Annotated in this window: 2 tRNA genes and 1 rRNA gene; all 3 read left to right on the forward strand. The window is 48.8% G+C overall.

Features of this window, described 5'->3' with window-relative positions:
* Positions 1 to 107 (forward strand): 16S ribosomal RNA (locus HED65_RS22440); the annotation flags it as partial.
* 68 nt (positions 108 to 175) lie between these two features.
* Positions 176 to 252: transfer RNA gene (locus HED65_RS22445), tRNA-Ile, on the forward strand.
* Between the two features lie 42 nt (positions 253 to 294).
* A tRNA-Ala gene (locus HED65_RS22450) sits at positions 295 to 370 on the forward strand.
* Positions 371 to 606: the final 236 nt, after the last annotated feature.

A 606-nucleotide genomic window follows, 5' to 3' on the forward strand; every position in this document is an offset into this window, starting at 1 on the left:
TAGGTAGCTTAACCTTCGGGAGGGCGCTTACCACTTTGTGATTCATGACTGGGGTGAAGTCGTAACAAGGTAACCGTAGGGGAACCTGCGGTTGGATCACCTCCTTACCTTAAAGAACCTGCCTTTGTAGTGCTCACACAGATTGTCTGATGAAAAACAGCAGTAAAATCTCTGCAGGCTTGTAGCTCAGGTGGTTAGAGCGCACCCCTGATAAGGGTGAGGTCGGTGGTTCAAGTCCACTCAGGCCTACCAAACTCCTTTTAAAGGATGAGCGGTACAGAGATTGCAAACGATGGGGCTATAGCTCAGCTGGGAGAGCGCCTGCTTTGCACGCAGGAGGTCTGCGGTTCGATCCCGCATAGCTCCACCATCTTTTACTGCGAACCCAAGAAAACTTCAGAGTGAACCTGAAAAGGTGCACTGCGAAGTTTTGCTCTTTAAAAATCTGGATCAAGCTGAAAATTGAAACGACACATCTTAATGGTGTGTTCGAGTCTCTCAAATTTTCGCAATCAGAAGTGAAACATCTTCGGGTTGTGAGGTTAAGCGACTAAGCGTACACGGTGGATGCCCTGGCAGTCAGAGGCGATGAAGGACGTGCTAATC

The organism is Pantoea sp. LS15, assembly GCF_012241585.1.
GTDB lineage: Bacteria > Pseudomonadota > Gammaproteobacteria > Enterobacterales > Enterobacteriaceae > Enterobacter.